Here is a 23,125-nt window from a genome sequence, read left to right as displayed (position 1 = left end):
TGAGGTCCGTGCGGTAGCTGTACGTAGTAGACAGGGACTGTTTGGCGGCTGCCATCACCCACTGGCGGTGGAAGTGTTGAACCTGTGCGCTTGTTGAACGCCCCAACACACAAACGTTGACGGCTCGCGATGCCGAGCCGACGCACTCCCAACACCGCGCTGGCCGCCCTGTTGCTGGAAAGCGGGTGGACCGGGCAGGCCCTGGCGGACGCGGTCAACACCAGCGGCCTGGACAGCGATCTCGCGCTGCGCTACGACCGCACCTCCATCGCCCACTGGCTCTCCGGATCCCGGCCCAGCGTGCTGGTGACCGAGGTCGTGGCCGAGGCGTTGACGCGACGGCTGGGGCGCAGGATCGGCCCGGGGGAGACCGGGCTGCTCCGGGCCGGTGACACGGGTGCGGACCTGGTTGGGGCGGCGGCGCAGGACGTGGCCGAATCCTTGGTGCGGCTGGGGGCCGGGGCCGGGCGACGCACCGGCCAGGCCGCGATGATCTACACGGTGGGCGCGCCGATCCTGCCCGCCAACATCCCCGCCGCCGCGTTACGACCGGCGTCGGGACGGGGACGGGTGGGCAGCGCCCAGGTGCAGGCGGCCACGCTGATGCTGTCGGTGTTCTCCGACGTGGACCTGACCCTGGGGGGTGGCCGCGCGCGGGCGGCGCTGTCGACCTACCTGGTCACCGATGTCGCGGTCTGGCTGCGGGCCTCCGCCACGCCCGCCACCAGCGTCCGGTTGTGGTCGATCGCCGCCCGGCTGGCCTACCTCGCGGGCTGGATGTGCTTTGACGACATCCTGCACGGCGCCGCGCAACGCTACTACCGCCTCGCGGCCAGTCTGGCCGCTGACGCAGGCGACGCCGGCTGCTACACCGCCGCCCTGCGCGGCCTGAGCGTGCAAGCCCATTACCTGAGCCACCACAGCACCGCCCTGCAGCTGGCCGAGGCCGCTGCCCGGTACCAGGGGCTCCCGCCGGAACAAGCGGCCTTCCTGGACGGACAGCACGCGGTGACCCTGGCCGCCACCGGCGACGCCCGAGCCGCCCTCGCGCACCTCAACCACGCGGAACGCTCCCTCGCGCGCGCCCAGGACGCCACCGCGGTCGGCGGCTACCACCCCGCCGCCCTGGCCCACCAGCGCGCCGAAGTGCTCGCCGCCCTCGGTGACCGGCCCGGCGCCATCGCCTCCTTGGTCGCCTCGCTGCGCCACCGCCCGGCCACCGAACGACGCGCCCACGCCATCACCAGCGCCCGCCTGGCCGAGCTCTACCTCGACGCCGGTCACCTGGATCAGGCCTGCACCGCCTGGGCCGGTCTGCTCGACTGCCGGCCGCACCTGTCCTCCGGGCGGATTGACCACGCGGTGCGTTCCCTGCGCGCCCGGCTCCGCCCGCACGCCCTCCACCCAGCGGCCCGCACGCTGCTCATTCGCGCGGCACCACAGCGATGATCCCCGGCGCGGTGACCGGAACAGCCACCGCCGCCGACCGGATCGCCACCTCGACCGCGGCCATCGGTCCCAGCCCCGACAGCCCCTGCAGCAGCTCGGCCACCAAGCCCTCCGGCGCGCCCTGACTGGCGGTGATCCCGACCGCGGCCATGCCGCCCAGCCAGGCCGGTCGCACCTCCTGCGCGCTGCTCACCCGGTAGGCCCGGGCGCCCGCACCCTCGACCAGGCCCAGCAGCATGCGGCTGTCGGCGCCCGCGGGTCCGGCGACCAGGACCACGTCGGTGTCCGCGGCCAACCGCAGCACCGCCGCACGACGATCCGCGGGCTCGGCACACAGCGTGGCCGGATCCTGCGGCAGCACGTGCCCGAACCGGTTCCGCACCGCCTCCGCCACCGGCCGGGTCACGGCCACCGGCGCACCCGGCGCCACCACCACCCCCACCCGCCGGGGATCCGCCACCTCCAGCCCGGGCACGTGGGGCAGGTCCGCGACCATCCGGACGTGTTCCGGAGCCTGCCCCGCCAGTCCCGGCACGGCTGCTTGTCCAGGGTCAGCCACCAGGACCACCGTTTCCCCCTGCTCGGCCAACCGCCGTACCTCACCGGCCGTGGCCGCCACCACCGGACACGTCGCGTCAGTGATCGCCAACCCCCGCGCCGCGGCCTCCGCCCGCACCGCCAGGCTGACTCCCGCCTGGCTGAACAGCACCCGGGCCTGCTCGGGCACGGCATCCAGCGACGCCACGAACACCGCTCCCCCGGCCCGCAGACCGGCCAGCACCCGCCGGGAGGCCGGGATCGCGCCCAGCACGTACACCGGTGCGTTCTCCGTCGCCAGCAACCGTTCCAGCACCCGCCGCGCGGCCGTGGACCCGCTGCACCACGGCCGCGTGCCGGCCAGCAGGACCTGCCGGGTCCGCCAGACCCGCACCCAGTCCGCGATCTCCTCCGCCACCACCGCGCCCAACCGGTCCTCCTCCCCCGGCGCGACCGCCGCGGCCATACCCACCACCGCCCCGTCCCCGGCCACGTAGGACGCCACCCGCGCCCACGCCACCGCACCCGTCGGCGACGGTGCGGCCGGCGGCGGCCAATGCCGGTAGCGCACCCGGAACCCCCGGCGCCGCAACCCACCACCCAGCAACCGCGCCGCCGGGCACTCCACCAGACCGCGGATCGGATGCCACCAGGACAACGCCACCGCCACCTGCCCCAGCGGCGGCGACGCCCGCACCGCCAACGTTTCCGTCCAAGTACTCCGCCTCATCACACCCACCCCACCCCGTGCCGGTGCACGACCTCAAGAAGCTGTTACACCAGCTCTACCCCGAGGTTTCCCGCCGCACGCCTCCCCGTCCCCGAATCGGACGCCACATTCACCCCACAGAGGACATCCAGCGCCCGCAAACTCGCACGGGTTGTCGTTTTCCATACATGCCAACGAAACGTACGGGTCTCACCAGGCAACCAGGCCGGCCAGCCGCGCGATTAGTCCGCTTTCCCAGCCTGATCACCAGGACTGCGCCAGGTCGTCGCACACCCGCACCCCGTTGTCCAGGGGTGAAGTCACGTTGGTCGGCATCTCACCCCGATGGATACTTCCCACTCATCATCGGCAGTCCTTTGTGGATAGTGAAAGACGTTGCAGTCAGAGGAAGTTTCGCGGGCGGTGCGAACATGTGGTCACCAAACGTACGCAACCACGGAAGGAAACCGGATGTCGTCGAAGAGAGTCGCCACCGCTGCGGCGAGCGGGCGCACCGTCAACGCTGTCAAGACCAACGGCGCCGACGAAGGCGGCCGATCGATCATCGCGGGCACCGGTGGCCATGACCAGCCAGCGGATGACCACTGTGGATGGTCCAGAACCCTTGCGGTTCCGCGAAAAGTGCACCGGGATGATCAGCTGACTTTCCTCGGCGGTGACCGCCGTCAGGAGAACCGCCAGGGTGGCCTGGGGGCGTAGTAGCCGTCGGCGTAGCACAGGGCCGGGGCGAACCGCGGATCGCGGGGCAGCTGCGCCAGGTCGGTGCACACCTCTACTGCGGGCACGCCGAGCTCGCGCAGCCGCTCCAGCCAGTGACTCGACGACCGGCCTGCGCAGCGTTCGGCGAGCCGGGCGTGATCGGCTGGATCGGGCAGGTCGAACGCGGTGCCGATCTGCGTGTGGCAGAACGGATCCGCGGAGATCCCCAACCATCCGTCCTCAGTGGACAGTGGTGCGCGGCGGGCGGTCCTGGGCATCCCGCGCAACAGCTCCGCGGCCGCCAGCAGGGAGCAGTCGACCCGGCCGCCCTGCCCGTGGCGGAACCGGGACCACAGCCCGGCGAGCACTCCCTGCGCGCACAGCAGCCCGCCAATCGTCTCGGTGAGCGGCATCAGCGAGGGGATGGCCGGCGCGCCGGAGGGCCCGATCTCCGCGGCCAGCCCGCTGTGCGCCTGCACCAGGCTGTCGACGCTCGGCGGGCCCGTTGGTCCGGGCCCCGGTCCCCCGCCTGCGGCGCTCGCGTACACCAGTCCTGGGCGCACTCTGGATAGGTACTCAGAATCCAGCCTCAGCTGGGCCGCTCTGCCAGGCGTCCAGTTGTGCAGGAACACGTCCGCGCCCGTGACCAGCGAGAGAAGGTCAGCCCGCCCGCCGGGTGAGCTGAGGTCCAGCCGCGTCACACGTTTGCCGTCGTTGAGGGCCCGGTAGTGCGCCGAGGTGTCCCCTGCCAGCGGCGGCAGCTCCCGCGCCGGATCGCCGCCAGGTGGCTCGACCCGGATGACCCGCGCGCCCAGCAAGCTCAGCACATGGCCCGCCAGCGAACCCCGCGCCCCGTGGCCCAGCTCGATGACGGCCAGCCCGTCCAGTGGCGCGGCGCGCGGCGGCCTGCCCGCCGATGGAACCGGCGGGCCGGACGGGGTGAACCGCCACGGCGACTCCCCGCGCACCGGCTGCCCGGCCGCCCGCACCCGCGCGACGCTGACCCCGGCGAGCGTGGCCGCGGCCTCGACCGCGCCGAAGGACACCGCCGCGGCTGCCCGGAACAGTGCCCCGGGCAGCGGACAGGTCGCGGTGAGGTGGCGGAGCCGGAAGGATGCCCAGCCCACCCGGATCGGGTCCGGCCCGGCGGCGAGCACGGTCCAGAACCGGTGCCAGCCCTCGGCTTCCCCTGCCGCCAGCTCGAAGCACACGCCGTCGGCGGAGCGGAACGGCGACCCACCCGCATCCGCCGGGTCCGGGTGGCCGTCGTTGGCGGTGCCCGCGGCCAGGTACGGGGAGACCAGCAGCAGCGCGGCCTGGACCACCGAGGTCTCCGCCCGCCGCAGCTGCAGCCCGCGCGCCCTGGCCACCCGCACGGCCAGCACCCCCAGCGCGGCGAGGACACCGGCGGCCGCGGTCGGGTAGTCGACGTGCAGCAGGGCCGGGCGGCCGAAGCGGCGGCCGTGCACGTGCGCGATGCCGCAGGCCGCCTGCACGGTCGTCTCCTCGGTCAGCGGTCCGGCCACCGGGCCGGTCCAGCCCAGGAACCAGTTGCTGGCCCTGGGTGTGATGCCGAGGTCGCGCAGCTGCCGCTGGGCCAGGTTGCGCGCGGCGGTGGCCCTGGCGCCGGGCCGCACCGGGCTCATCGCCGTCCTCCGGCGACGCCGGACCGCACAGTGCACATAGGACTCCCCTCGCCGGGCGCCGCCTCGCGGGTGACGTGGCACGCGCCCGCGGTCGGCATTGACCTCAGGGTTCGGTGTGGACGCCGATCCGGTTCGGGTGAACTTCCATCGCCAGCGGAGGGCCGCCACCGGGAGAGCGCTGTTGGCCGTTCACCAACAACACCGGAATGCCCCTCTTGTCCCAACCATTGCCCGATCGCGACCGTTCTGAGACTTTCCCAGGCACAACGACACCGAAGTCGTTACTGCGTATGCCGGTGCAACGGCGTACGATTGCCACTACTCGGCGCGGATGGCCGCACCGATTCCGACCGAAAAGCCGCCATGGTGCGCCATCCGGGCATTCGGATTTCGTAGATAAACCCGTCCAGCGGGAGCGCTGGCCAGCACTCCCGCACCCTTGCCTATTGCTCGCACCTGAGACAAGCACGGCGACGGAAAACAGGTCCGGGACCGGACTGAAACCCGTCCTCATGACACGACGGCCACTTCCGAACCGGACTCAAATCACCCGATCAGGTGAGGCCCAGAATTCTTTCACCGCAAGGTTGACTATTTTTCGAAACACGCTCACTCTGTGGAATCTTCCAGCCCAGGAGGCTCAACGTGAGAAACAAAATTTGCCTACTAGCCATGGCCGCCGGCGCGAGCCTGGTCCTCAGCGTGGTGGCCGCACCGTTCGCATCGGCCGATCATGACGCGCCGGTGTGCGTGGTCAACGGCACGCCCACCAACGGCACCCTCCAGGTCAATGACGTCCACCTCATCACCGGCACCCTCGGCAACGACGTCATCACCTGCCAGACCACCTCCCACCAGGATGAGGACGCCGCCATCCTGCTCAACACCCTGGACGGCGACGACAACGTCACCTTCGGCGGTGTCAACTCCCGGAGCACCGTCAACCTCGGTCCTGGCGACGACACCATGTTCACCATCATCCAGGCAAGCTTCGCCAATGGTAGGAAGGCGTCCAACGAAGGCACCCTCAACGGCGGTCCCGGCAACGACACCATCAAAGTCGGCCTCCCCGTAGACCAGGGATTCCTGAACGGGGACGGCAACAACGGCACTGTCAACGGCGGCCTTGGCAACGACACCATCACCCTCTACGGCGGCTCCTTCAACGATTCCTTCAGCATCGCCAACATCGAGCCGGGGGTTGTCAGCGGCGGCGGCGGCGCCGACACCATCTCCCTCTTCGGCGGCCAGACCGGTATCGACGACTGCGGAGCCGCCGCCAACACCGGCATCGTCAACGGCGGTGACGGTGCCGACACCATCAGGCTCACCGGCGGCGAGAGCGCGACTGACACCTGCTTCAACCGTCTCGGCCGCGCGGCCAATGACGACGATCCGGACGCCGGCCTCGGCCAGGTCAACGGCAATGCCGGACTCGACAAGATCTACCTCACCAGCGGCAGCAGCCTCGCGGGCCAGGAGCCGAGCAACCGCGGGGAGGCCACCGTCAACGGCGGGCTCAACGGCGCGGTGTGCGTCTTCTCCCCCGCACCCGAGAACCCGGCTTTCGTCACCAACTGCACGACCCCGTGAGGAGCGGAAACCGCCGGGGCATCAGTCGATGACGGCGTAACACCCGACTGACCCCTGTTGCCGCTGCCGGTCACCTCGACCGGCAGCGGTAACGCGCTACCGGGGTCCGCGACTACTCCGCAGCCCTCCGGACGGCGAAGTGAAATGACCCCACAAGCTCCAGGGCTACTTCTCCGTCACCGCAACTGTCCTTTGTGCACCGTCCTGACAAGTCCTCGCCGTAGCGATTGCCTCGATCGACGGAGTGAGCCGGGCGACGTCGTCACGGCTGTCATCGGTCACCGCCAACGGAATCCCGCCTCGGCGCCGGGAAGTCAGTTCGCTGTGGACATTTCGGACGGGCCAGCGTCGCAGGCGCGCCTTCGACGGAAGCACACATGTCTCCCATTGTCCAGGGAAGATGTCACGTTCGCCGCGACTCCAGCCCACCGGCTATTTCCGGCAGTCGCCTAAGTGTCCTTTGTAGACAGTCGAAAGCTCTTGCCGCGCAAGGAAATCATTCGTTCCCAGCAACCCGGTCAAACCTCACCCGCGCGGGTGAGCACACCTGAACGGTGACCAAACTCGTGGCTCGGGATGTGAACATACGGTCACTCACAGTGCGCAACCGAGGAGGGCATCCGATGCTGTCAAAGAAAATCGCCGCCATAGGAGCGGGCGTGCTCAGCCTGACCCTGTTGGCCACCCCCACAGCACTCGGGGCGAACATATCCAATGGCGGCCGGTGCGTGCAGCAGGTGCGCATGACCGTGCAGGTGGATCCGGCCTCAGAGTTGCTGGACTACTGCGACATCGGCTCGCTGGTCAGGGTCCACTGCACGATCACGCGGTCCACCGGCACCCTCTACTACCGCTTCACCAACGACCGGGTGGTCAGGGGTTACGGGCAGGGCGCGGGCGTGAAGCTGCACAAGCCGAACTTCCCGTTCCGCAAGTGCCCGAGCTAGTCCGCCCACCGGCGCCCGGCATCACCGAAGGTTCCTCAAGCAGGGAGTTCCCCATGCGCGCCAGATTCACCGCGTTCGCCGTGGTCGCCAGTGCGACCCTCGTGTGCGCGTTCACCATGCCCGCCGTGCCCGCGATGGCGGCTGAGAGCATCCCGTGCCAGGTCAACGGTGTCGACACCCTGGGCACCCACGTGGGCAACCGCGCGATCATCGAGGGCACCGACGGCAACGACATCATCAAGTGCCACGCCGGCGATAACAACGACGGCGAGGAACCCATCACCGTCAACGCCGGGGCAGGGGAGGACGACGTGTACTTCGGCGGCGTCTACGGCCCGGACCTGAAGGGCGAGGTCGACATCGTCAACCTCGGTGCGGGCAACGACAAGTTCCTCTCCTATGACTCCGTCCGCCCCGCCAACTACGGCATCATCAACGGCGACGATGGCGATGACGCCATCACGCTCGGCGTGGCGGGATACATCGACTACGCGGTGGCCAACGCCGCAGAGGTCCACGGCGGCAACGGCAATGACACCCTGATCTTCTACGGCGGCTACGGCGGCCCCTACCTGGACCAGGTCAGCGAGGCCAACAACGCCCTCGGTGTCGTCACCGGCGATGCCGGGGACGACATCATCACCCTCCATGCCGGCCGGAGCGGGGTCGCCCCCTGCGGGGACATCGCCAACGTCGGCCTGGTCGACGGCGGTGACGGCAAGGACGCCATCACCCTCATCGGCGGCGAACCAGACGCCAGGACGTGCTTCGACGAGGGTGGCTCCGCCAACGGCATCGACATCAACAACTTGAACAAGTGGGGTGTAGTCACGGGCGGCAAGGGGATGGACAAGATCACCCTGACCGGCGGCGTCAACAAGGGCAACAACAAGCAGGGCCCGAGCAACGAGCAGGACAGCACCGTCGACGGCGGCGGCCCCGGTGAGGACGGCGCCACCTGCATCTTCACCCCCGCCCCACAGGAGGGGAGCATCGTCAGAAACTGCACCATCGCCTGACCCGGTCAGCCCGATCAACGACTGACCACAGCAGGCGGTCCGGAGCCCGCCGGGCTCCGGACCGCCGCGCGTGCACCCCCAGCCGCGACCCCACGCGCCGCGGCCGAAGGAGGCTACGCGGGTTGCCGCTGCTGGTCCCCTCACCCGTCGGCAGGTGTCACGCAGGGGGTGCGTCGGTGGCTCATGGCCTTGGGTCACCCCGCAATGCCGGTGCCCAGCCGTGCGGCCGAGGTGCCCAGCCCGCGCGGCCCGCTCAGCCCGGCCCGAGGTTTGCGCTGCCAGGGCTCGGCGCGGTAGCGGCGGGTTTCCAGGTGCCACTGGTAGTCCCCGGCCAGACAGTCCCGCAGCCCGGCCAGGTAGCGGTAGTTGGTCGTGGCCGTGGCGGGGTCGTGTTCGGCGGGCAGGGGCCGGGATCTCGGTGCGGCACAGGTGCTCGAACAACTCCAGCCGGGTCTCCAGCAACTGCCGGGCCCGTGCCTCGGCCCGCTCACCGAGGAAGGCGCAGAAGACCACGACCGCGTCGCTGACCGCCTGTTCGTACTCGGTTTCCCGGCGGTAGGAGAGCAGGTCGTTGTGCAGGTCGACCACATCGGCGAAGGCCTCGCTCAGCCGTCGCATGGCCGAGCTGTCCCGCACCGGCGCGGGCAGTTCCAGCTCCAGCACGAACTCGGCGAGCTGGGCGGCCCAGTGCGCGCCACCGGCGCGGCGGCGCATGTCCAGGTAGTCGGCCAGCGGCCAGGCGGGCCCGCCAGTCCGGGGAGGCGGTAGTGCGCCGCCAGAGGTCACCGGGCGCGTGCTCGACCGGGTTGGCCGGGGGCGGCACCGTGCGAAATCCGAGCCAACTGGTTGAGGAAGACCCTGGCGCCGACGGTGTCCCTGTCGTGTTTGTGCCGTTCGAGCAGGAGGTCGTCCAAGTACGAGCCCGAGGTGCACCAGCGCGGCGAAGAGCGGGAAGTCGACGTCGGTGAGGTCCTGCTCGTCCCAGATCGCGAACCAGGGGTCCGCTCAGTCCTCCAAGCCCGTCCGGTGCGCCTGGGCGGTGGTCCGCGCGCGGGTCTGGGGCAGGTCGGGGCTGTGGCGGGGCGGGTAAGGGGACTGCGTGAACTGTTCCTGGGCGGTGGTTTCACCGGAGTCCATGGCTCGGGAACACCACCTGAAGGGGGCCGGAAATCGAGTGCTCACTGGGCCAGACGAGTCGCCCGGTACGCGGAGTTCAACTGGGCCTCTCACCGGCTACTACCACTGCTATCTGGCCTACAGATGATGCCCGCACCTACGCCAAGGGGTTCTCCCATAAGCATGGCGAGCGCCTTGGCGATCTCCTGGAGGTCCCCGGACGTAGGTCATGGTGGCCCCCACGTCGCTGCTCTGGTCGGTGGGGCCGGTCAAGGCGCGGTCGATGCCTGAGTCGATGTTGCGCTTCACCCACGTCACGGTGTCGTGGCGCAACCACTGTGTGGATGGTTGCTGGGTCTCAACCCAGGGCAGGCGTTTGCCGCTCCGGTTCCAGGGGTGGGCGTAGCGGCGGATGGTGATGGGTCTGCCTTCGCGGTTGCGGAGAAGCGGGTCGTCGGATCCGGCGCCACAGCTCGGTTACCGGATTCGGGACCGCTTGGCCAACACCCATGTCGCCAGCAATCAGCGTGCGAATGCCAGATCGAGATCTTCACCACGGCCAGAAGTCCGCCCCGCGCGATCGCACCGGCAGTCCCACCGCTCGCCGCGGCCGAACGCCACACCATGCAGGCCTCAGAAAACTAGAGGCGGTGAACATCGGCGTGCAATGGGAAGGGAGCCGCGGTTCTCGCGGCTCCCTTCAACGAGAAGATGACCAAGTCTCAGACCGACCTGGTCTCGCTCGCCAGTTGTTTCGCTGTGGTCACCACCGTCACGATGTCGGGCCATTCCCGGAAGGTCAGCCAAACCTCGTGGTGAACTCCACCAGGCTCCAGATCGAGCTGCCAGTGCCGCGGCAGGCACGGCGGGCGGTCGGCCCGCATGGCCTCGGCCAGCGCACGGTGGAGTTCGGTGAGCAGTTCCAGCTCGGTACCGGGCGCTCCTGGCGGACGGTCTGCCAAGAGCCGGGTCACCTCGCCGCGGATGGTGGCGATGCAGCGGGCCCGCGCGGTCGCGCTGTCCTGCCCGATGCCGGCCAGTTCCGGTTTGCGGGCGTAGAACTCGGCGATGTCCGCCTGAGTCCACATGGCCAGGTCCAGCGGCGCGCACAACCGCAACAGCCGGGTCCACGACCGGTGGACGCGGTCGCGGAGCAAGCGGTAGGCGGTCTCGAGCGCGGCCGAGTTCCCGGTGCGGGAAGCCTCGGTGAACCCGGTCAGGGCCACGGACAACTCGCCCGAGTCCACGCTGAAGTCCTGGCACTGGGCGTGGATGGCTCCTGCCTTCGCCAGGATGGCCTCGACCGTGTCCTCGGTGGCCAGCCGGGGCAGGTTCGCCAGGGCAACGCGGACACGCTCCGCGGCGAACCGGGCAAAGCTGGCATGGCCGACCAGGAGGTCCCAAGCGGCTAGGACATCCCGGTACCGCCTGCCTTGCAAGGCGGCGTAGTCCGAGAGCTTCCCGCCCGCGGTGACGTGGGCGATCAGCGCGGCGTAGTGCGCCTGTCGCATCGGGGTCAGGCCAAGCAGGTCGTGCACGTCTCCGCGCACAATCTGGTACCAGGCCCCAACGGCCGGGGTGTAGAGCGTGGCGAAGACCCGCACCGGGTCCTCGTTCCCCTGCCAGGACGGGTCGAACCAGCTGGAGGCGATGTACACCCTGTCGTCCTCCTCCGTCTCGCCGAGGTTCGCGTGTTCGGCGCCGCTGGCGACCCGGCGGCGCACCAGGCGCAGCAGCTCGCCCGGCCTGGGACGTTGCCCGCGATCCAGGCCGAGGGCTTCGGTGATCCACGGATCGAGAACGCCGGCCAGCAGCGACTGCTGGGCCCAGATACCGAACCGAGCAGCCGACACCACCACTTCCTGCGAGCGCAGCCGCCGGTCCGCGGTCCGCGCCTGGTGTGCGGCCTGTTGCGGCCCCTGACCGCTGCGCAGGCAGCGGTGCACCTCGGTGAGTTGCGGTTCGCTCAGCGTCTCGTAGTCGCACACGGGCGCCACCTGCCCGGCCAGCCGGGGCGTGGCCGGTCGAGCCACCTTGGTGGTCGTGCCGCCGGGCAGCAGTCGGTCCGGTGCGCGCAGTTCAGGCACCGCAGAGACCCATTCACGGAGCAGCCGGAGATCGTCCAGGAACACAGACCGGGCCTTGGTGGTGCGGCCCCAGAAGACCGCCGCCACGTTCGTCCCGGACTCCTTGAGCGTGGTCAACGCGGCGAAGCGGACCGGCAACGGCTCCTTCAACGGCGGGCCGCTGAAGGAGTGCGAATCCGTGGCTGCGGAGCCGAGCCGGCCGTGCAGCACCAGGTGAGCCACCGCGGTGGCCGCGAGGAACTCGGTGTGGTCAGGTCGCTGGTGCAGTGCGGTCAACAGGCGGTGCAGCACGGCGGTGGTGTTGGCCACCTCCGTGAGCAGATTCCTGGTCGCGAGCAGGTGCGGCCGGCGGTTCGCGGCTGCCGATCGCGGCACGGTCTGCTGGCTCAGCCCGACGAGCACCGCTTCCAGGTCGGCCAGCTGCTCGATGTCCTCCTGTAGGCACTGCGACAAGTCAGTCCGGTGCACCCGGATCGAGACCTGCTCGCCGTCGAGATCGTGGCAGAGTTCCCTGGCCTGCTCCACCACGTTGCCGAACAGGTCCAGCTCTTGAGAATCCACAGTGGACTTCGCTGTCATCGGATGCTCCCGGATGTCGAGAGTTGGTGCGGTACAGGAACATGAGCCGCTGGCCTTCCCCAGTCGACTCCGTCGGAATGTGCCCAGAAGGCCAGCTGTTCCGCACTGGCCAGTCGGCAGCGCAAGCGGTCCAGGCCATCGACCTTGTCGCGTGCCGGGCTGGACAGGTCACCGTCGCGGACGCTGATCCAGGAGTGGACGCCGCCGGACTGCGCGCGGAAGAGGATGTCCAGCAACGGCAAGCGCCTGCTGTCCATGGGATCCACTCGTGCTTCCGGGTTGCGTGCCAGCGCGGCCAGGTGCTTCTCCATCCGCTCGATGTCCGCCACCGCAACGGGTTGTCCAGCCCGCAGGTACGGCAGCCCTTGCAGGACAAAGAGACCGTGGTGGCGGTTGGCCACCATGTGGAGCTCGGGAATGCCGTCGACCGGTGTGAACCAGCGAGCACCGAAGTGGAAGGTGCCGTGCACCGGATTGCAGCCGATCCAGCAGCAATGTTCAGGCGGAGTTCGGTCGAGCCAGTAGTTCCCGTGCGACCTGCTGTCGCCGATGATCGTTCCTGGGTGGGCCCAGGACGCGAGATCGCCCATCATCGCCAGGTTCTCCTCTCATTGCTCGGACGCGACGGCAGGTAACGCGCACTCGTCCCGGTGGCCAGCCAGGCAGCCGTCTGCCGCGTTACCAGGACACGGGTGAGCCCCGGCTCAGCAGTTCCGCTCGCCTGTCGCCTTGGAGGAGTTGGTGTGGACGATCTCAACGCGCTGCACGACGAGTCGGCGCTGGTTGCCTGCCTGGTGCGCGAGCCGACACTGGCCGCGGGCCGCACAACGCTGGTGGGCAGTGGCACCGAGGAGTTCGTCGATCGCGAACTCGGGCAGCTGTTCGACCGGCTCCGCACGATCCGCGACACCCACCCGCAGCTCGCCGGGCTCGGGATCCGCTACAACCTCGACCCCGAACTGCACGTCCCGCTGGACCGTGCCCTGGCCTGGTGGGACCGCGAAGCCAACCAACCACACCCTCAGTTGCCGGTGGTGCCGGAGGAGGTGGAGATGGTGGCCGCGGCGGTGAACCGGCGCTGGCGGCACCGCCAGGTCGACAACCTGTTCGCCACCGCTCGCCACCACTACCTCTCCGGCGCGCACGAGCAGGCAGCGGAGGTCGCCGCGGAGTTGCGAGAACTGGTCCGCACCAGCGGTGAGCGCTGGGAGGACACCGATCCCTACGCCGAACACACCGCCGACCGGCTCACCGCCGAGCTGGTCACCCACGCCACCGGCCGCGGCATCGCGGTGCACCCACGTCTGGACGCACTGCTGCACCACCGCACCGACTGGCTCGCCGAGCTAGTGCTGCTCGGCGCCAAGACCAAGGTCGGCAAGACCCGGCTGGCGGCTTGGTGGGCCATCCAAGTGGCGACCTCGGCTGCGCACGTGTTTCCGGAGACGCAGGTCGTGTTCTTCTGCACCGAGCTGACCCGGGCCGAGATCGTGCTGCTGCTCCAGGGCTACTGCCCGGACGGACGGCTGCTGTTCGAGCCGACTCCGGCTGGCCGGCCGCGGATGCTGTTGTTCGGCAAGGAGTTCTTCGCGCGCGTCGGCAGCGATCCGCAGGCCCGGTTGCGAGCGGTAAAGACCGAGCTGCGCCGCTTCGCCGCGGCCAACCTACGGTGGGCCCGGCAGCACGAACTGGCGGTGGCGGACTGCTGGTTCGCCGGGATCGTGGTCGACTACCTGACCTCGATGCTGGCCACCGGCAGCGACTTCAGCGTCTGCGAAGAGTTCGTCCGCGGGGTGGACACCTCGCTGCGGGTCTTCGACCCCGGCTGGGTGGGCTTGGACCCTGCCCGCTTCGCCGAGCTGACCGGGCAGCACTGCACGGTCCTGGTGTGCGAGCAGGTCAACGCTCGCCGGGAACCGCCGCCGAAGGTCACCGTGGACAGCCGGACCGGCAAGACCCATCGCCCGCCGTTGGATCCGCCTGCGCCGACGGAGATCAACGGCGCCCGCGCGCTGTTCGAGACGGCATCGGTGTACCTGATGCTGGCCAGGGACCCCGACGGCCGGGTTCACCCACCCGAGGAGGCCGTGTTGCGGGTCTCCGGTCGTTCGGTGGCCAGCTGCGAGTTCCCGTTGCGCTACGCGGGCGGGATCTTCGAGCTGCTCGGCGATTCCCTGCCCGGCACCCTGGCCGAGAAAGCCGAACCTGACCGACTCAGTCCACAACGGACCAGCCCGGTCGCCGTGGAGCCCACCGAGCAGCAGTTGCTCTGGGCGCGCCCGCCGTACGTGGTGGCGCCTCCGCTCAGCCCGCAGGCGGATGGGGCGTCCGGGGTCAGCCACGAGCGGTGGGTGCGCGCCGATCCAGCCCGGAAAGGCTGGGCCCCGCCGGGAGCCACCGGCACGGGTCAGGCCTCACCGCGGTAGCCGTTCAACGGCACCGGGTTCGCCACCCGCCGACCAGCATTCCCCAGGTCGTGCGGGTGGCGAGCCCTCCCTTCCCAGGTTCGCGGCGCTACCCTGGCGGTCGTCCCGTTGACGCGAACGCGAGGAACCCCGGTGTCCGCCGCTCACAGTCCAGCCGCAGTCCGCGAGGCCCTGGTCACCGTCCTGGTGCACCACCTGGCCACCGGATTCGACCTGACCGCCGCGGAGATCGAGCGGATCGAGAACCAGCTCACCGACCTGGTCCTGCCTTGGCAAGACCAGAGCCGCGTGCACCTGCCGGCCGCGATCCGCAACGAGCTGTCGCTGCACCAGGTTCAGCGCGCGCTGGACGACCGGCACGCCAGCGGCCGGACGCACAGCTCGGCCGGCGCCAGGCCCGCGTTCCGCGCGGAGTGGACCGGCCAAGTCATCCAGCTGATCGACCTCGTATACACGCTGGCCGACTCCCAGCGAGCCGACCTGGCTGACCAGGTCGACGCGGCGCTGACGGAGCTGGGCCTGGCCGCCGACGGCACCGGCCGTGCCGCCCACCACCGGCCAGATCAACTGATCACGAACCCACTCTGGGGCTCCACCTCGGGCTGAGGCACAGCGGGAACGAATCGTTCATCCGAACGCGAGGCCGCGGTGGACGGCCTCGGCCAAGCCGCGGAGCCGGTCCAGCTCCAGGCGCTGCCGCTGGTTCTCCTCCTCGGTGGCCTCGGCGGTCGTGGCCTCGACCACGATCCGCAGCACCTCCGGCCGCACCGTGCCCAGCAGTGTCGCCAGTGCCAGTGCTTCCCCCTCCGGCTGCCGCCGCACGCGGGTCAGCTTGACCTCGCTGGTCGCACCAGGCGGGGCGATCTGCAAGCACAGCCCGTCCTGGCCGCCCGGCGCCGCCGGCAGGGTTTCGGTGGCCACCGAAGCCAGTTCGCACAACGCCCAGGTCTGGGTGCGGTCGACCAGTCGCCACCGCTGGACGCCTGGCAGGGCCAGGAACTGCAGGTAGGCCAGCACCCGCTCGGTGGCCACGATCAGGTCCAGCGCTCCGGCCTCGCCGGCGTCCTCGTCCGTCACCGTGGTGGTGCGCAGCCAGTAGCCGGTGACCACGGCCCCGGGCAGCGTCGGCCGGATCACGGCGCTGACCCGGTCCCGCCACGAGGCGTCCAGCCGGCCGAGGTAGTCGAGCAGTTGCCGCTGTGGGTCCTGCGATGCAGGCCGTTTCCATCTCATATCCAGCAACAGTCGGCGCCAACACGCCCAGTGCGGCCGTCGCCGGCCGTTCGCGTTACCTGACGCTGGGCCCGCGGTCGATCGCGGGCACGCACGTTGACAGCTCCACAGCGCATCCCGATCACGCCTCTCGCCAGGGGGCGCCCACCGCTCATGCCGAAGGTGGTGGCAACTCCCTGGCGACCCTCGGGGTGTCTGGCGTGCCAGGGAAGAACATGGCTGGACAAACACTGAACAAGCGACTGACCGCGGCCCGCGTGCTCTGGCAGAGCATGGACGAGCTCTACGCCGACGTCCTGGAAGGCGACAACAGCCTGCTCATCACGCTGCACGGACAGTTCGTGCAGGACAACATCTCGGCGCAGCTCACCAAGGTCTGCATCGAGGTGACGCGGGCGGCCGGGTTCCACACCGTCAAGATCATTGAGGTCGCGCAGCCCGTCGGCGGCAGCACCTACTGCGCGGAGTGCCAGCAGAGGCCATGCCAGCACCACCGGGCCGTCCTCGAGGCCGGCGCGAAGCTGGCCGGCGCGGCGGGCGCCACGCTCAGAGTGACAGCGGGGCTGCCGGACGATGACCTGGTGCCCGCGGGGGAACTTCCCAGCTCGAGTGGCGGGGCCCGGCGATTCTTCTCCGTTGACAAGGAAACCTGGGAAGAGGCCAGCCCAGTCCTGAGTACGTTCAGCCTGCCCTTCCAGGAAGTCACCGAGCAGCTGGCACCTGAACTGGCCGGGCTCGTGCCGGACCTGGCCAGCCTGGCCGGGGCGGTGACCAACGACCGAGCCTGCGCGCAGATCGCCAACCTCAGCCGGTTCGGCCGCTCGGTGTTCCTACTCGCCGGACCGCCCGGGACCGCGAAGTCAGCCAGCCTGGCGCGGATCGCGGCCATCCGCAAGGTGCCCTACCTGACCATCAACAGCCCAGAGCAGGCCGAGCTGTTCCGCGTCGGTCTGACCGGCGGCGCGACCAAGCTGGAGCACAGCCTGCTGGTCAAGGCGATCCAGGGGCCCTGCGTGGTCGAGTTCGTCGACCTGCACCACTGGATGGACCGCCTGGAGGTGCTCGACGCACTCGAACCGCTGCTGAACCCCTCGGCCACCCGGCTGCGCGCGTACTACCCCATCGAGAACGGTGCGATCGACGTGCCGATCCATCCGGGCGCGCTGGTCGCGGTGACCACCAACCGGCCCAGCGCGGACATCAGCGAGAAGTGGATGTCGCGCTGGACAGCCGTCCCGTTCGGACAGCCCGACGTCGCGGCGCTACAAGCCGACGCCGTCCAGGCCGGCACCGCGATGCTGGACCACCTGATCGGCGAAGGCGTGGTGACCGCCGCCGAGCGGGGCGCCGCGCTGAGCGAGATCGATCAGTTCGCGCAGTTGACGGTACAGGCGGTCGCCATCCTCAACCAGGACCATGTGCTGGCCGCACGCCACACCTGGGGCACCCGCTCCGCGCGGGAGGCCGTCACCCGGAGGGTCATGGGGCAGCAGCCGAACGAGATCGCCGCCGCGGTGTTCGCGGGCAAGCTGCTCCGCGATCCCAGTCTGGCGCTGCGCGCACTGGCCACCGTGCACAACCTGCAGGGCTGGGGTCAACCGAAGATCACCGACCTGCCGTTCCGGGAAAGCCTGACCGCCGAGCAACTCAAGGCCGCCTTCCCCGCACACGAAGGAGCCCTGGAATGAGGTCCTACGAAGGAATCGTCCACCGCATGTTCCAGGTGCTGGTCCCGGGCCACACGGTCCTGATCACACCATCTGCCCAACCGGCCACTGGCCCGAGTCCGGCAGGCCTGCACGTGGGATTCCCGGTGACCGACGAGCTGGCCGAGGACTTCTTCGGCCCGACCTGGTCCACATTGGACTCCCCTCTGCGGTACCAGCTCATCAGCTACGTCGCCGGTCACGAAGCCATGCACGCCTGGGAGATCGCCCACGGCTACCAGGTGCAGCCCGGCAACACCCTGCGGGGCGTCGTGGCCAACATCCTGGCCGACATCCGAGGCGACCATCTGCCCATCATGCGCACGCTGACCCGGTGGCCGATCAACCGCGACATCGCCTACCGGATCCTGTTCGAGCCGCTGATCCCCGCCGCCGACCTCGAACCCGCGGACAGTCCGCACGCCGACGCCCTCCGGGTGCTCAGCTGGGGCCTTGGCATGTTGCGTTGCGGCAGACTCCGTTGTACAGACGGCACAATCGCTTCAGCCCCTACGGACCAGTGCTACGCCGGGTTGTGGCCACAAGTGCTCGAACTCCTGTTCGCGGCCCGGCTCCACGGACAGGAGGCCGAACCAGCCCTGATCGACAAACTGCTCGACCTGATCTGGACTTGGACCCGCGAGGAGCAACTCCGCCGCGGCCGGTACAACCCCGACGAAGCTGGGGCGACCATCATCGACAACGAAGCCAGCGGCCAGTCCTGCGATCCTTGTCCACCGAATCCCTTGTACTGGCAGGATAATCAACCAGCCGAAGAACGTACTGACTTCGAGCGCAACCTGCGTGACGAACTGGTCGGCAACCGCGGCGGGCACGAGTGCCACCGCGACGCGGGCAAACCAGAGCCACCGAAACAGCCCTGCCCATGGACAGTCGAAGACGCTGTCGAAGAGATCGCCGCGTCACCACTGCGCGGGGAAGCCGAGGCGATCTGGGAAGAGGCCGAGGCGCAGGAGCGATCGATCACCAAGCAGCTCCGCGGCAACCATCCAGCCGCTGCTCTGTCCGCGGATCCCTTGCACCGAAAGGAGCTTCTTCCGGACGAGTGGTCCGGAGCCAGGGTACGCGGGAAGAACCTCGCTCATGTTCGCCGCGAGGCGCACCTGATCCAATCGCTGGCCACCCAGCTCAGCACGGTGCTCCAACCGTTGCTGGCCGGGATGGCATTCCAGTGCCGACCACGCGGCCGCGGGTCGCGGCTGGACCTGGATCGCCAGGCCAGCCGGATCTACCTCCATGCCACCCATGGCGGCGAGCAGGATCCCGCCATCTGGCTCGACCCCTATCGTTGCGAGGGTGCGACGCGATTGGCCATCGCGCTGGTCGTGGACTGCTCGTCCTCGATGCTCGCCGGCAATCCCGCACCAGCGACCGCCTGCCATGTCGCGGCCGCCAGCCTGCTCGGTGCGGCCGCCGAACTCAACGGGCGCGTCGAAATCGCCTTGGCGGGCTTCACCGAGGGCGTCCGCACAGTCCGCGGCTTCAACGACCCGATCGCCCGGGACAACGCCGAGCAGTTGCTGGCCAAGGCGCAGGCGCTGGGCGGCGGCACGCTCCTGGAACCCGCCGTGGCCTGGGCGCTGGCCCAGCTCGAGCGCTCCGCGCCGGGTCGAAACCATCGCCGCATGCTGATCGTGCTCACCGACGCCTTCCTGGGCATCGACGACCGGGCAAACACCGCTCGCCGACTGTCCCAGGCACCGCCGGACGTGTTCACCGTCCTCATAGGATTCGGCGCGCTCGACCAGGACAAGCTGCAACGCCTGATTCCCACGGTGGTGGTGCTCCCAGCCGACCAGACAGAACAACTTCCCGTGCTGCTCAACGGCATCATCGAGAACGAAGTCCGATCTCGGCGTCGGTCGTGAGCCATCCGGACTGATCGGGAAGCGTGTGGATACCCATCACACCGGTGTTGCCGAGTCCCCACTTCGGGCTCGGCAACACCTTCCACTCCACCACGGTTCGCGACCGTGGGGAGGGACACCGGTGTCGCGGAACGCGACCCGGTGCCCCGCACACTCAACGTGCCCGACGAGCCAGAGCCTCAGGCTTGAGCACATAGAGGCCCCGAGGGGTGGTCAAGATCCACCCACGGGAGACGAACTCCGCGATGGCGTAGTTGACCGTCTCCCGGGATGAGCCGATCAGCTCAGCCAACTCGCTCTGCATCAGGTGATGCTTGACCTTGATCGACTCGCCCTGCGGCACTCCCAGGCGGCCGGCGAATTCCAGGAACAACTTGGCCAGCCGACCGGGCACATCGAGCAACACCAGGTCGTTGCGGCGCTCTTCCATGGCCCGTAACCGGGCCTGCAGCTCACGAATCATGCTGCGGCCGATCTCGGGCTGCCGGGCGGCCCAGCCACGCAGCACCGAGCGGTCGATGCTTGCCGTGGTCACCCGCGTCACCGCGGTCGCAGTCACGTCCCGGCGAACCGCGTCAAGCCCGGGGAATGCTTCCACCAGATCGCCCTGCAGCAGCAACGCCATCAGGTAGCAAGCACGGTCGGATATCGCGCGTCCGATCTTGACCTTTCCGGTCCCGATGACATGCAGTCGATCAGCGGCCTCACCCTCAGTGAAAATCTGCTCGTCCGGCTCGAAAGACTCGATCACCATGTCGCGTCGAAGTGCCTGCGCCTGTTCGGGTCGCAGCCGGCGAAAGAGACAGGACGCTTCGAGTCCACGCTGCCCGGTCCCAGGTTTGCCGACCTCATTGTCGTTGCCGTGCATAACTTCCCTGGCGCGCCAGGGCATCGCAGGCGACGGCCCCTGGCCGCGACTGCGCCGCCACCAGGGGTTCCACCACCTTCAAGGAAGTCGTGGCGCTCTCTGGCGGGGAGCAACGGGCTGTCGCGAACATCAGTAGATCGCTGGACACGCTATGGAACTGTCCGAGTGCGCGTCCACGCCAACGCCGCGGACCGGCCACCAGGTAACACGGATCGCCACCAGTTGGCGCGGCACAACCTGTCGATGCCTCGGCGCGGCCGAAAGCTCCACCACGACTTGCTCCGCACTACGCCGACCACGCCACCCCGTCCGCGTTATCTGTCCGGGCAGCCGCAGCGGACACCGCCCACCGCCCGGCAGGCGCCGCCCTTTGCGGGGGGTGTGGCCGGGCTTACTTCATGCCGGGTCGCATGCTCAGCCTGACAGCACTGGAGTCTCCGCGATGGTTGACAACCGATCACAGGATCCACTGTGGACACCAGACGAACTCGCTGAGTTCCTGAAGGTTCCAGAGAAGACCCTCCGGTGCTGGCGCAGCAAGCAGAAGGGACCGGCCTGGCGGAAGATCGGCAAGCACGTCCGCTACGCCCCGGAGGATATCCGGGCGTGGCTGGCCGCGATCGACTCCCATGCCTGTCCCGAGAACAGGGACCGGTAGCTCGAAGCGTCGGGGCGCTCAGGCAGGAGTGACTGTGGCACACGTTCAGGACCGCTGGTGGCGGGACAAGAAGGACCCGAAGACCGACCAGGCCGTATTCGGCTCGAACGGGAAACCGTTGCGGGAGAAGACCGAACGGCATGGCAAGGGCGATCGATACCGGGTCCGCTACAAGGATCCCCAGGGTAAGGACTGTTCGAGGAGCTTCCCCGACAAGCAGTTGAGCATGGCCAACGAGTTCAAGATCAAAATAGAAAATGATCTACTCAGGGGCAAGTACAGGCCGCCAGACTCCGGCAGTATCAAGGTGCGCGCTTACGGTCTGACGTACCTCAAGGGCCTGTCCCAGGTCGAGTCGAGCCAGGTGGCGTTCAACAACATCTTCAAGAACCACATATTTCCCTTCCTCGGCGACTACAACCTCGATCAGATCGGCGCTGACCTGATCCGGGAGTGGCGAGCCTGGCTGAACCGGCCGGGCGGCGTGTCAGTCAACTTCCAGGCCCAGATCTGGACGCTCGCGTCGTCCATGATGGACGCGGCTGTCATCGATGAGAAGATCCACCGGAACCCGTTCGACAACCGCTCCATCTCAAGACCCAAGCCGGTCGGGAACCGCATTGCCCCGTGGGCTACCAGCAAGCTTCACCGCATCACCGAGGGTTTGCCTGAGCGCGAGCGGATCTGCGTCCCGATCGGCGCGGGCCTTGGTCTGCGACAGGGTGAGATCTTCGCCTTCTCCATGGACGACGTCGATCGCAAGAAGATGGTCTACGTCTGCCGGCGTCAGCTCGTCTACCTCAAGGGTGCCTTGCGATTCAAGCTGCCCAAGGGGCATAAGATCCGGACCATTCCGCTCGGCGAAGGTGTCCTGGAGAACCTGGATCACCACGTGGAGCTCTACCCACCCGTGCCGGTGACGCTGCCGTGGGACGAACGGGATGGACGGGAAACCGAGACCGCCAACCTCCTCATGACGACGCCAAGCGGTGGCCCCTGGTTGCCGACGCACTTTCGTCGGAACCGATGGCTGGCCGCCTTCGTCATCGGTGACTTGGCCTATGAACGCAAACTCGACGGGATGCACGCGCTGAGGCACCTCTTCGCCTCGCACATGCTCGCGCAAGGGGTGAGCATCAAGGAGCTGGCGGCGTACCTCGGACATTCCTCAGAGGCCTTCACCCTGCGCACCTACGTGCACCTGATGCCGTCGAGTTTCCGGCGCGCTCGGCTCGCGGCCAACGCGTTGTTCCCACCACGCAGCGGGCCGACGTCAGCCGGCCTGCTCCTCGCGAGCTGATCTACCTTGCCTCAGGCGGCCCGAGGACGGCCCGACGGCCCACCCGAACACGAGTTTGCGCTGTTCAGCGCCTTTCGCGAGGAGACGAGTTTCATCTCCTCGGTAGTTCCGCCACGTCGAACGACCGCCCGCAGCACCGCCCGCCGCACCCGCAAGGTGCGGATCTCGGCATCCAGCGCGGTCACATGCGTCCGCGCCACATCGGTCACCGTGACCTGCTCGGCCAGCACCTTGGCCACCGTGTCCAGGTCCATCCCCAGCTCACGCAGGGTGCGCACCAGCTCAAGCCGACCAACCGCGGCCGCGTCGTAGAGCCGGTAACCCCCATAGGACCTGGTAGTGGGCGGGAGGAGGCCGCTGTCGGACCAGAACCGGATGGTCCTGGTCGACAGACCGGTGCTGCGGGAGAGCTGTCCGATGGTGAACAGCTCGTCGTCGTCGTTCACGAGGAGAAGCCTGAACCTTCCAGCAGGTGGAAACTCAAGCCCATTCTCACCCCAGCCCCCGGCAACCCGCCCGAAGGACGGCCGACGGACCAGTGCGATCATCACCGATCCGGCCGCCGTCGGCGGGTTCAGCAGCCTGACCGGCGGCCGAACTCCGGCCGCCACCGACCGCGACGGCATGCCGGACACGTGGGGAG

At 69.0% G+C, this 23,125-nt stretch carries 18 protein-coding genes and 1 pseudogene; 10 read left to right on the top strand and 9 right to left on the bottom strand.

The genetic code is table 11. The features are described from left to right. Nucleotides 1–129 precede the first annotated feature (129 nt). On the top strand, nucleotides 130–1,449 hold the full coding sequence (locus M8C13_RS38525) for a hypothetical protein (RefSeq protein ID WP_252485751.1): 1,320 nt from the start codon (nucleotides 130–132) through the stop codon (nucleotides 1,447–1,449). Here the strand turns inward: M8C13_RS38525 and M8C13_RS38520 are convergent. Then, complete coding sequence (locus tag M8C13_RS38520) at nucleotides 1,424–2,716, bottom strand: hypothetical protein (RefSeq protein WP_256510415.1); 1,293 nt, start codon at nucleotides 2,714–2,716, stop codon at nucleotides 1,424–1,426. The genes M8C13_RS38525 and M8C13_RS38520 overlap by 26 nt on opposite strands. Nucleotides 2,717–3,381: 665 nt before the next feature. Continuing rightward, nucleotides 3,382–5,061 carry a CoA transferase gene (locus M8C13_RS38515; RefSeq protein ID WP_252485750.1) on the bottom strand — a complete coding sequence of 560 codons (1,680 nt, stop codon included), beginning with the start codon at nucleotides 5,059–5,061 and terminating at the stop codon, nucleotides 3,382–3,384. 672 nt (nucleotides 5,062–5,733) lie between these two features. On the opposite strand from M8C13_RS38515, the gene M8C13_RS38510 reads away from it, so the two are divergent. The 3 genes from M8C13_RS38510 to M8C13_RS38500 all read left to right on the top strand — a co-directional run bounded on the left by M8C13_RS38510 (nucleotide 5,734) and on the right by M8C13_RS38500 (nucleotide 8,620). Further along, the gene (locus M8C13_RS38510; protein WP_252485749.1) at nucleotides 5,734–6,654 is read left to right on the top strand and encodes a hypothetical protein; all 921 of its coding nucleotides are present in this window, start codon (nucleotides 5,734–5,736) and stop codon (nucleotides 6,652–6,654) included. Nucleotides 6,655–7,277: 623 nt separating this feature from the next. Further along, a complete protein-coding gene (locus tag M8C13_RS38505; RefSeq protein ID WP_252485748.1) occupies nucleotides 7,278–7,601 on the top strand; it encodes a hypothetical protein in 324 nt (107 codons plus the stop codon). A gap of 53 nt (nucleotides 7,602–7,654) precedes the next feature. Continuing rightward, nucleotides 7,655–8,620, top strand: coding sequence for a hypothetical protein (locus M8C13_RS38500; protein ID WP_252485747.1), 966 nt, complete (start codon nucleotides 7,655–7,657; stop codon nucleotides 8,618–8,620). Between the two features lie 194 nt (nucleotides 8,621–8,814). Here the strand turns inward: M8C13_RS38500 and M8C13_RS38495 are convergent, their stop codons facing one another. The 4 genes and pseudogenes from M8C13_RS38495 to M8C13_RS38485 form a co-directional block, all read right to left on the bottom strand. Then, nucleotides 8,815–9,111 (bottom strand): hypothetical protein, encoded by a 297-nt coding sequence (locus M8C13_RS38495; protein ID WP_252485746.1) that lies wholly within the window; start codon nucleotides 9,109–9,111, stop codon nucleotides 8,815–8,817. A gap of 25 nt (nucleotides 9,112–9,136) precedes the next feature. Next, a pseudogene (locus tag M8C13_RS45895) lies at nucleotides 9,137–9,334 on the bottom strand (hypothetical protein); the annotation flags it as partial. Between the two features lie 1,124 nt (nucleotides 9,335–10,458). Beyond that, nucleotides 10,459–12,402: a hypothetical protein gene (locus M8C13_RS38490; RefSeq protein ID WP_252485745.1), complete on the bottom strand. Its 1,944-nt coding sequence runs from the start codon at nucleotides 12,400–12,402 to the stop codon at nucleotides 10,459–10,461. Continuing rightward, nucleotides 12,399–12,992 (bottom strand): hypothetical protein, encoded by a 594-nt coding sequence (locus M8C13_RS38485; RefSeq protein WP_252485744.1) that lies wholly within the window; start codon nucleotides 12,990–12,992, stop codon nucleotides 12,399–12,401. The genes M8C13_RS38490 and M8C13_RS38485 overlap by 4 nt, the downstream gene beginning before the upstream one ends. Before the next feature lie 153 nt (nucleotides 12,993–13,145). On the opposite strand from M8C13_RS38485, the gene M8C13_RS38480 reads away from it, so the two are divergent. Then, a complete protein-coding gene (locus M8C13_RS38480; protein WP_252485743.1) occupies nucleotides 13,146–14,828 on the top strand; it encodes a hypothetical protein in 1,683 nt (560 codons plus the stop codon). A 132-nt stretch (nucleotides 14,829–14,960) separates the two neighbouring features. Beyond that, on the top strand, nucleotides 14,961–15,434 hold the full coding sequence (locus tag M8C13_RS38475; protein WP_252485742.1) for a hypothetical protein: 474 nt from the start codon (nucleotides 14,961–14,963) through the stop codon (nucleotides 15,432–15,434). Nucleotides 15,435–15,455: 21 nt separating this feature from the next. On the opposite strand, the gene M8C13_RS38470 is transcribed toward M8C13_RS38475, so the two are convergent. After that, nucleotides 15,456–16,061: a hypothetical protein gene (locus M8C13_RS38470; RefSeq protein WP_252485741.1), complete on the bottom strand. Its 606-nt coding sequence runs from the start codon at nucleotides 16,059–16,061 to the stop codon at nucleotides 15,456–15,458. 215 nt (nucleotides 16,062–16,276) lie between these two features. Between M8C13_RS38470 and M8C13_RS38465 the strand changes: the two genes are divergently transcribed. Beyond that, nucleotides 16,277–17,749, top strand: coding sequence for an AAA family ATPase (locus M8C13_RS38465; protein ID WP_252485740.1), 1,473 nt, complete (start codon nucleotides 16,277–16,279; stop codon nucleotides 17,747–17,749). 125 nt (nucleotides 17,750–17,874) lie between these two features. Then, a complete protein-coding gene (locus M8C13_RS45655) occupies nucleotides 17,875–19,656 on the top strand; it encodes a vWA domain-containing protein (RefSeq protein WP_252485739.1) in 1,782 nt (593 codons plus the stop codon). Nucleotides 19,657–19,810: 154 nt separating this feature from the next. On the opposite strand, the gene M8C13_RS38455 is transcribed toward M8C13_RS45655, so the two are convergent. Next, nucleotides 19,811–20,524, bottom strand: coding sequence for a Crp/Fnr family transcriptional regulator (locus M8C13_RS38455; protein ID WP_252485738.1), 714 nt, complete (start codon nucleotides 20,522–20,524; stop codon nucleotides 19,811–19,813). Between the two features lie 151 nt (nucleotides 20,525–20,675). On the opposite strand from M8C13_RS38455, the gene M8C13_RS45650 reads away from it, so the two are divergent. Both M8C13_RS45650 and M8C13_RS38445 read left to right on the top strand, forming a co-directional pair. Next, nucleotides 20,676–21,182 (top strand): helix-turn-helix domain-containing protein, encoded by a 507-nt coding sequence (locus M8C13_RS45650; protein ID WP_308202908.1) that lies wholly within the window; start codon nucleotides 20,676–20,678, stop codon nucleotides 21,180–21,182. Nucleotides 21,183–21,216: 34 nt separating this feature from the next. Continuing rightward, entirely contained in the window at nucleotides 21,217–22,482 is a 1,266-nt protein-coding gene (locus tag M8C13_RS38445; protein ID WP_252485736.1) for a tyrosine-type recombinase/integrase, read from the top strand. An 11-nt stretch (nucleotides 22,483–22,493) separates the two neighbouring features. Here the strand turns inward: M8C13_RS38445 and M8C13_RS38440 are convergent, their stop codons facing one another. Then, nucleotides 22,494–22,928, bottom strand: a complete 435-nt coding sequence (locus M8C13_RS38440) for a MerR family transcriptional regulator (RefSeq protein ID WP_252485735.1) — start codon at nucleotides 22,926–22,928, stop codon at nucleotides 22,494–22,496. Nucleotides 22,929–23,125 lie beyond the last annotated feature (197 nt).

The sequence above is a fragment of the Crossiella sp. SN42 genome (assembly GCF_023897065.1).
Taxonomy (GTDB): Bacteria; Actinomycetota; Actinomycetes; order Mycobacteriales; family Pseudonocardiaceae; genus Crossiella.
Note: the sequence above shows the minus strand (reverse complement) of the source record. Positions and strands in the feature narration are given on the sequence as shown.